This is a genomic window from Galbitalea sp. SE-J8, from assembly GCF_030345695.1.
Taxonomy (GTDB): domain Bacteria; phylum Actinomycetota; class Actinomycetes; order Actinomycetales; family Microbacteriaceae; genus JAUASV01.
Genome location: NZ_JAUASV010000016.1, coordinates 80,902 through 87,546, shown reverse-complemented (window position 1 = coordinate 87,546; position 6,645 = coordinate 80,902). Strand labels below are relative to the sequence as shown.

The window sequence follows — 6,645 nt, the reverse complement described above, 5'->3', positions numbered from 1 at the left end:
CGACGAGTCCCGGTTCGAGAACGTCACCACCCTCGGTGTCGATGAGCACATCTGGCATCACGTCGACCCCCGCAAGCGCGGTCCGAAGGAGCTGACCGGAATGGTCGACCTGACCCGCGACGAGCAGGGCAAGACGCGGGCCCGGCTGCTGGATCTGGTGCCGGGCCGGTCCGGGAAGGCTTACGCGTCCTGGCTCGGCGAGCGAGGCGACGCGTTCCGCAAGCAGGTGAAGGTCGCAGCTCTTGATCCGTTCGCCGGATACAAGACCGCAATCGACGACAAGCTCGAAGACGCCACCGCCGTCTTGGACGCGTTCCATGTCGTCAAGCTCGGCACCGCTGCCGTCGACGAGGTCCGCCGCCGCGTCCAGCAGGACACCCTCGGCCATCGCGGACGCACCGGCGACCCGCTCTACGGGATCCAGTCCATCCTCCGCGCCGGGCAGGAGAACCTCACCGACAAGCAGCGGGCACGTCTGGCCGCCGCGATCGAGGCCGACCCCGCGCACGACGAGGTGTTCGTCGCGTGGCAGTGCGCCCAGCAACTCCGATCCGCCTACCACGCGAAGGACCTGACCGAGGGGCGACGGATCGCACAGAAGGTCATCGACACGTTCCACACCTGCCCGATCCCCGAGATCGCCCGCCTCGGCCGCACCCCACGACGGTGGCGAGACGCGTTCCTCGCGTACTTCACCACGAGCCGCGCGAACAACGGCGGCACCGAAGCGATCAACGGGATCATCGAGCTACACCGGCGCCTCGCCCGCGGCTACCGCAACCGCCACAACTACAGGCTCCGCATGCTCCCCGCCGCCGGAGGCCTCACACCACGACCCCCACCGAATGTCCGAAGAGCCAGCTTCGCCTCGAAGCGACGGACAGCGGCCTCGACCGCCGAGTCGAACGACGATGTTGCGGACGATTCCGGTATGAGCTTCAGTCCGCCCAGATACTTCGTCAGGGCTCGAACGTCGGGTCCCGTGTCGCCGCGGTGCAGGTCTCGATACAGCGGGCTCGCCGCCGAGTAGACGAGCACGGGTGTGCCGTCGACGTGCACGAGCGGCGCCCCCTCCTGCAGCGAATCACCGACCGCCACGTCGAGCGACGTCAGGATTCCTGACCGTCGAACAGGGACCGACGTCGGCGCCCTGAAGTCGATCGCGATCGTCACACCGGTCCTCGCGGGCGCGAGGCGAGAGCCCACGGTGACGAACTCGGGCTCCGGGGGCGCGACACTCGCGGACTCCGCGCGCTGGCTCAATGGAACCGCGGCGACGAGTACGACCACGGGCAGCAACCAGGCCAGGACCAGTGGGATCACGTAGCCGACCGTGCGACGTGTTGCTCGCCGCCGAGACCGGCCCGGCGCGTCACCCTCGGAGTTTGACATCCCAGCAATCCTTTTGCGGATCCAAGCCCAGCGCCGCGAATTGCTGGTACTTCTCAAGGTAAGTCAGCGCCGGCTTCTCACCTCGCTCGGTCAAGCACTCAGACAATGCGTGCGCCGGCGGTCCGAAATTCTCCCGGTATATCTGCCAGGTCTTGTCCACTTCTACGAACTCGCGCGCGTAGCACTCCTGATAGCTGGGGAACGCCGCATCGGGAATCGACGTGTCGACGATCTCGTTGTTCTCCCCCTCGTGGACGAGGGTGTATCCGTCGGCTTCCATGCACGTGGCCATGCGTTGGAAGCCGGGCAAGTAATCGTCGTAACTGATCTCGCCGTCGTCGATCGCAGCGAACTGCTCCTTGGACATCCGCGTCGGGTCGCAGTCGTCGTCGGCCGCGAGCACGGCCGGGTCGATCTGCGCAACAGTGGGCAGCGCGGTCGGGCGCTCCTCCGTCGATCCCGCTCCAGGTGAACACGACGCGATCATCAGGCAACGACGAGAGCGCCGAGGGGCAAGAGCCCCGCGCGCGCCCACGGCCATGGATCTCTTCGCGTGTTCATGCTCTCATCCTTGAGCGGTGGTTGCTTTCGCGGCAGCGTGCGACCACCTTACGACTCGCGCGGCCGAACCACTACGGGACAGACCCGCGGTCGCGTCGAGCTCATCATCGGCGGCCCGACGCAGCGCCGAGGTACTGCAGAGCACACCTTCGGCGCCCTGAGCTTTCCGCATAACGGGTGGTTCGGTCGCGTCGCCGGTGTCCACCGGGGCACGCGGAGGACGCACGCGGGTGCGAGGATCGACGCACGGATGCGGAGGGGGCGCACATGCGCGGGGCGGATATGGATCGGTTCGACGTCGTGGAGGCGGGCATTCCCGAGCTGCTGGAGGCGCTCGAGGCGGGACGGGTCACGAGCGTCGACCTCGTGGTCGCCTACCTGAACCGCATCGCGTACTACGACCGCACGGGCCTGTGCCTGCACGCCATCGCGGTGCTCAACCCGGACTGCCTCGCCGAGGCCGCGGTCTCCGACGCGCGCCGCCGCGCCGGCACCGCGGGACCGCTCGAGGGCATCCCGTTCACCGTCAAGGACAGCTACAAGGTCACCGGGCTCACGGTGGCATCCGGCTCCCCGGCGCTCGCCGGCCTCGTCGCGACCGAGGATGCGGCATCCGTCGCCCAGCTGCGCGCCGCGGGCGCCGTGCTGCTCGGCAAGACGAACATGCCGCCGATGGCCGCGGGCGGCGTGCAGCCCGGGGTGTACGACTACGCCCGCAGCCCCTACAACCCCGAGTACCTCACCGCGGCGTACGGCTCCGGATCATCGAACGGCTCGGGCACCGCGACCGCGGCGAGCATGTGCGCGTTCGGCATGGCCGAGGAGACGGTCTCGTCGGGCCGCTCCCCCGCGTCGAACAACGCGCTCGTCGCCTACACGCCCTCGCGCGGCGTGCTCTCGATCCGCGGCAACTGGCCGCTGCGACCGACGTGCGACGTCGTCGTGCCGCACACCCGGTCCGTCGCGGACCTCGAGCTGCTGCTCGACGTGCTCGCGGTGACGGATGCGGAGCGCACCGGCGACTTCTGGCGCCAGCAGACCGCGGTCGCGCTTCCCGCCCCCGAGGAGGTGCTCGCGCATCCGGTCGCCCGCGAGCGCCCGGCGCGGCTCGACGGGACGCGTATCGGCGTGCCGCGCATGTTCATCGGCGAGGACCCCGACCTGCTCGACCCGCCCGTCGTCCGCCCATCGGTGCGGCGGCTGTGGGACCGCGCGGCCGACGACCTGCGCGCGCTCGGCGCCGAGGTGATCGAGGTCGACTTCCCCGTCGTGTCGAACTACGAGGAGAGCAAGCCCGACGCGCGGGGCCTGCCCGGGCGGGGGCTCGTGCCGCCGGTCTGGCGGGCGCTCGAGGGCAGCACGATCACGGCGATGGCGCTCGACCAGTTCCTGCGCGAGAACGGCGACCCGAACCTGACGAGCTGGGCGGACGTCGACGGCGACACGGTCTTCCCCGCCGACGACGCCCCGGTGCCGGTGTGGATCACGCGGGCACGCGGCGGATTCGACTGGCAGCGCCTCGCCGAGCTCGTCAAACAGGGGCTCCCCGCGAGCTACGACGACATCCCGGGGCTCGCCCACCTGCTCCGCGGTCTCGAGGAAGCCCGCCGGCTCGACTTCGAGGAGTGGCTGAGCGCCGAGGGCCTCGACCTCGTCGTGTTCCCGGCGGCCGGCGACGTCGGCCGCGACGACCTGTTCAGCCGCCCGGAGAGCCTGGAGGCGGCGTCACGCAACGGCGTGGTCTACTCGACGACCAATCGCGTGCTGCGCCACCTCGGCATCCCGAGCGTGACCGTGCCGATGGGCTTCATGTCCGACATCCAGATGCCGGTCGGGCTCACCTTCGCTGCGCCCGCGTACCGCGACGACCGGCTCATCGACGCCGCCGCCGCGTACGAGCGGGCGACCCGGCGGCGGGAGGCCGCGTTCCTCACGCCGAGCCTGCCGAGCAACCAGATCGAGCAGCGCGACCGGACGGATGCCGCGGCGGCGCCCGTCGACGCGGTCCCGGCGTTCGGAGTGTCGATCGAGCGCTCGGAACGGGCCTGGGACGTCGAGGTGTCGCTGCACCCCGACGTCCCGGCGTCGGTCTGGGCGGACGGGCACATCCTGCGCGCGGTCGCGGATGCGCCGGGCCGCTACCGCGGTCAGGTCTCGCTCGCCCGGCCGCGGCTCACCGACGAGGTGCTCGTGCTCGTGAAGACGGCGGCCGGCGCCGGGATGGTCCTCGCGCCGCTGCCCGCCTGACCCGCGACCCGGCCTCGCGCCGCGTCAGGGGTGCACGAGGATCTTGACCTGGGTGTCGTTGTGGTGGATCAGCTGGTCGAAGCCCTCGTCGACCAGGTCGTCGAGCGCGATGCGACCGGTGATGAACGACGCCAGGTCGAGCTTGCCGTCCTGCACGAGCTTGATCGTCGCCGCGTGGTCGTTCGCGTAGGCGATCGTGCCGCGCAGGTCGATCTCCTTCATGACGAGCTTGTACATGTCCACCGTGGGCCGGTGGCCCCAGATCGACACGTTGACGACGACCGCGGCGGGCCGCACCGCGTCGAGCAGCATGTCGAGCACCGCGTCGACGCTCGTGCACTCGAAGCCGACATCCGCCCCCTGGCCGCCCGTGAGCCTGCGCACCTCGGCGGCCACGTCGACCTCGGTCGGGTCGAAGACGTGGTCGGCGACGCCGGTCGCGAGCGCCTTCGCCTTGCGCGCCGCGCTCACCTCGCTGATGATCACGGTCAGGCCCTCGGCCTTCGCGACCGCGGCGGTGAGCAGGCCGATCGGGCCCGCGCCGCCGACGATGGCGACCTGCCCGGCCTTCGCTCCGCTGCGCACGACCGCGTGGTGGCCGACGGAGAGCGGCTCGATGAGCGCCGCCTGGTCGAGCGGGATGTCGCCGACCGGGTGCACCCAGCGGCGCTCGACGACGACCTTCTCGCTCAGGCCGCCGCCGCGGCCGGCGAGACCGATGAAGTTCATGTCGGACGAGAGCTGGTACTCCTCGCCCTCCGCGATCGACACGTCGGGGCGGATGATGTACGGCTCCACGACGACCCGGTCGCCGATGTTCAGGTCGGTGACGCCCTCGCCGAGCGCGGACACCACCCCGGAGAACTCGTGCCCCATCGTGACCGGCGCCTCCTCGCCCGAGATCGGATGCGGATGCCCCGGTGCGGGCACGAAGATCGGCCCGTCCAGGTACTCGTGGAGGTCGGTGCCGCAGATGCCGCACCAGGCCACGTCGATCGCGACCGTGCCCGGCAGCAGCTCGGGCTCGGGGATGTTCTCGATGCGGATGTCGTGGTTGCCGTAGTAACGCGCTGCCTTCATGGTCGACTCCCATCGTTCGAAGACCGGGCGCGGATTCTCCGTCGCCCGAGATCCAGTGAACTCCGCGACGACCGGGTCGCACGGGTCGAAGGTCCCCCTTCCGCAGGTCGCTCTCAGTCCGGCACGTGCCGCAGCAGCTCGCCCGGCTGGCAGTCGAGCGCGACGCACAGCGCGTCGAGGGTCGTGAAGCGCACGGCCTTCGCCCGCCCGTTCTTGAGCACGGCGAGATTCGCGGGCGTGATGCCGACCCGCAGCGCGAGCTCGCCGACGCTCATCTTGCGGCGCGCGAGCATGACGTCGATGTCGAGCTCGATCGCCATCAGACCACCTCGGCGAGGTCGTCGCGCATGGTCGTCGCCCGCACGAGCAGACCCCGCATGACGATGAGCAGCAGCGCCACGGCCGCGCAGCCGGCGATGCCCGCGCAGAGCATGACGCCGATGCCCGGGTTGAGCGCATCGTTCGCGCGAAGGCCGATGCCGAGACCGCCCGCGAGGATCGCGGCGAGCACGAAGCATCCGGTCATCGCGTCGACCCACCGCAGCGACGCGCGCGTGAAGATGCGGTCGCTGTCGGTGAGCAGCACGAGCCGGGCCAGGATGACGAGCACGACCTCGGCGCACGCGACGATCGCGATCGCGGTGACGAGCACGGGGGCCTCGAGGTAGGCGATCTCGGGCCAGGACGTCGCCGACTCCGCGGCGAGGTGCGGCAGCAGCAGGATCTGCACGGCGAGCGCGACGACGAGGAAGACGCCGATGACGACGAGCAGGATGACGCGGGCGAGGTGTTCCATGGTCGCTCCTATCGAAGAACGACGCAATACTATCGATTCTCGATCGATTCGCCCTCCCAGCAGCGGACCGGATGCGCCGACCGGCTTGCGTCCCGGGTGCCCCCGGCGAGACAGTTGCGCTCATGACCGATTCGCAGGGAACACCCACCGTCGCCGAGATCGCCGTGAGCCCGGCGGCGGAGACGCAGCGCATCATCCGCACCGGCACGATCTGGCTCGCCGCGGTCGTGATCGCGCCCGCCCTCATCCTCGGACCGATGCTCGCCTCCGGCTGGCGCCCCGCCGACCTCGTCGCGGTCGCCGCGCTCCCGTTCTGGATCGGCGCGGTCGCGTCCGCGATCGGCGTGTGCCTGCTCGTCTGGGCCGGCTGCCCGGTGCTCGGCTTCGGACTCGACGACGCCCACCGGCAGAAGGTGTTCAGCATCCGGGTCGGCATCGTGCTCGCCCTCTCCGGCCAGGCGCTCGCGATGCTCGCGATCCTGCTCAGCCCGGCCGGCTGACGGCCGGCTGACGCCCGCCGCCGTCCGGCCGCTCCCGCGGCGACTCGACGTGGGCTCCGCGCCGGGGGC

Annotated in this window: 6 protein-coding genes and 1 pseudogene; 3 read left to right on the top strand and 4 right to left on the bottom strand. The window is 70.7% G+C overall.

Going from position 1 to position 6,645, the window contains the following annotated elements:
* Nucleotides 1-832, top strand: a pseudogene (locus QT381_RS11210) (ISL3 family transposase); the annotation flags it as partial.
* Nucleotides 833-1,372: 540 nt separating this feature from the next.
* Here the strand turns inward: QT381_RS11210 and QT381_RS11205 are convergent.
* Nucleotides 1,373-1,933: a hypothetical protein gene (locus QT381_RS11205; RefSeq protein WP_289249025.1), complete on the bottom strand. Its 561-nt coding sequence runs from the start codon at nt 1,931-1,933 to the stop codon at nt 1,373-1,375.
* Between the two features lie 287 nt (nt 1,934-2,220).
* Here QT381_RS11205 and QT381_RS11200 point away from each other — a divergent pair, with 287 nt between their 5' ends.
* On the top strand, nt 2,221-4,200 hold the full coding sequence (locus QT381_RS11200; protein WP_289249024.1) for an amidase: 1,980 nt from the start codon (nt 2,221-2,223) through the stop codon (nt 4,198-4,200).
* 24 nt (nt 4,201-4,224) lie between these two features.
* On the opposite strand, the gene QT381_RS11195 is transcribed toward QT381_RS11200, so the two are convergent.
* The 3 genes from QT381_RS11195 to QT381_RS11185 all read right to left on the bottom strand — a co-directional run bounded on the left by QT381_RS11195 (nt 4,225) and on the right by QT381_RS11185 (nt 6,076).
* A complete protein-coding gene (locus QT381_RS11195; protein ID WP_289249023.1) occupies nt 4,225-5,280 on the bottom strand; it encodes a 2,3-butanediol dehydrogenase in 1,056 nt (351 codons plus the stop codon).
* Nucleotides 5,281-5,393: 113 nt separating this feature from the next.
* Entirely contained in the window at nt 5,394-5,600 is a 207-nt protein-coding gene (locus QT381_RS11190) for a helix-turn-helix domain-containing protein (RefSeq protein WP_289249022.1), read from the bottom strand.
* On the bottom strand, nt 5,600-6,076 hold the full coding sequence (locus QT381_RS11185) for a DUF2975 domain-containing protein (protein ID WP_289249021.1): 477 nt from the start codon (nt 6,074-6,076) through the stop codon (nt 5,600-5,602). The genes QT381_RS11190 and QT381_RS11185 overlap by 1 nt, the downstream gene beginning before the upstream one ends.
* A 122-nt stretch (nt 6,077-6,198) precedes the next feature.
* Here QT381_RS11185 and QT381_RS11180 point away from each other — a divergent pair, with 122 nt between their 5' ends.
* Nucleotides 6,199-6,576, top strand: coding sequence for a hypothetical protein (locus QT381_RS11180; RefSeq protein ID WP_289249020.1), 378 nt, complete (start codon nt 6,199-6,201; stop codon nt 6,574-6,576).
* Nucleotides 6,577-6,645 lie beyond the last annotated feature (69 nt).

Excerpts from the sequence above, each read along its gene's own strand:
- QT381_RS11195 (WP_289249023.1), bottom strand. The coding sequence starts at position 5,280 with ATGAAGGCAGCGCGTTACTACGGCAACCACGACATCCGCATCGAGAAC.
- QT381_RS11205 (WP_289249025.1), bottom strand. The coding sequence starts at position 1,933 with ATGGCCGTGGGCGCGCGCGGGGCTCTTGCCCCTCGGCGCTCTCGTCGT.
- QT381_RS11180 (WP_289249020.1), top strand. The coding sequence starts at position 6,199 with ATGACCGATTCGCAGGGAACACCCACCGTCGCCGAGATCGCCGTGAGC.
- QT381_RS11190 (WP_289249022.1), bottom strand. The coding sequence starts at position 5,600 with ATGGCGATCGAGCTCGACATCGACGTCATGCTCGCGCGCCGCAAGATG.
- QT381_RS11185 (WP_289249021.1), bottom strand. The coding sequence starts at position 6,076 with ATGGAACACCTCGCCCGCGTCATCCTGCTCGTCGTCATCGGCGTCTTC.
- QT381_RS11200 (WP_289249024.1), top strand. The coding sequence starts at position 2,221 with ATGCGCGGGGCGGATATGGATCGGTTCGACGTCGTGGAGGCGGGCATT.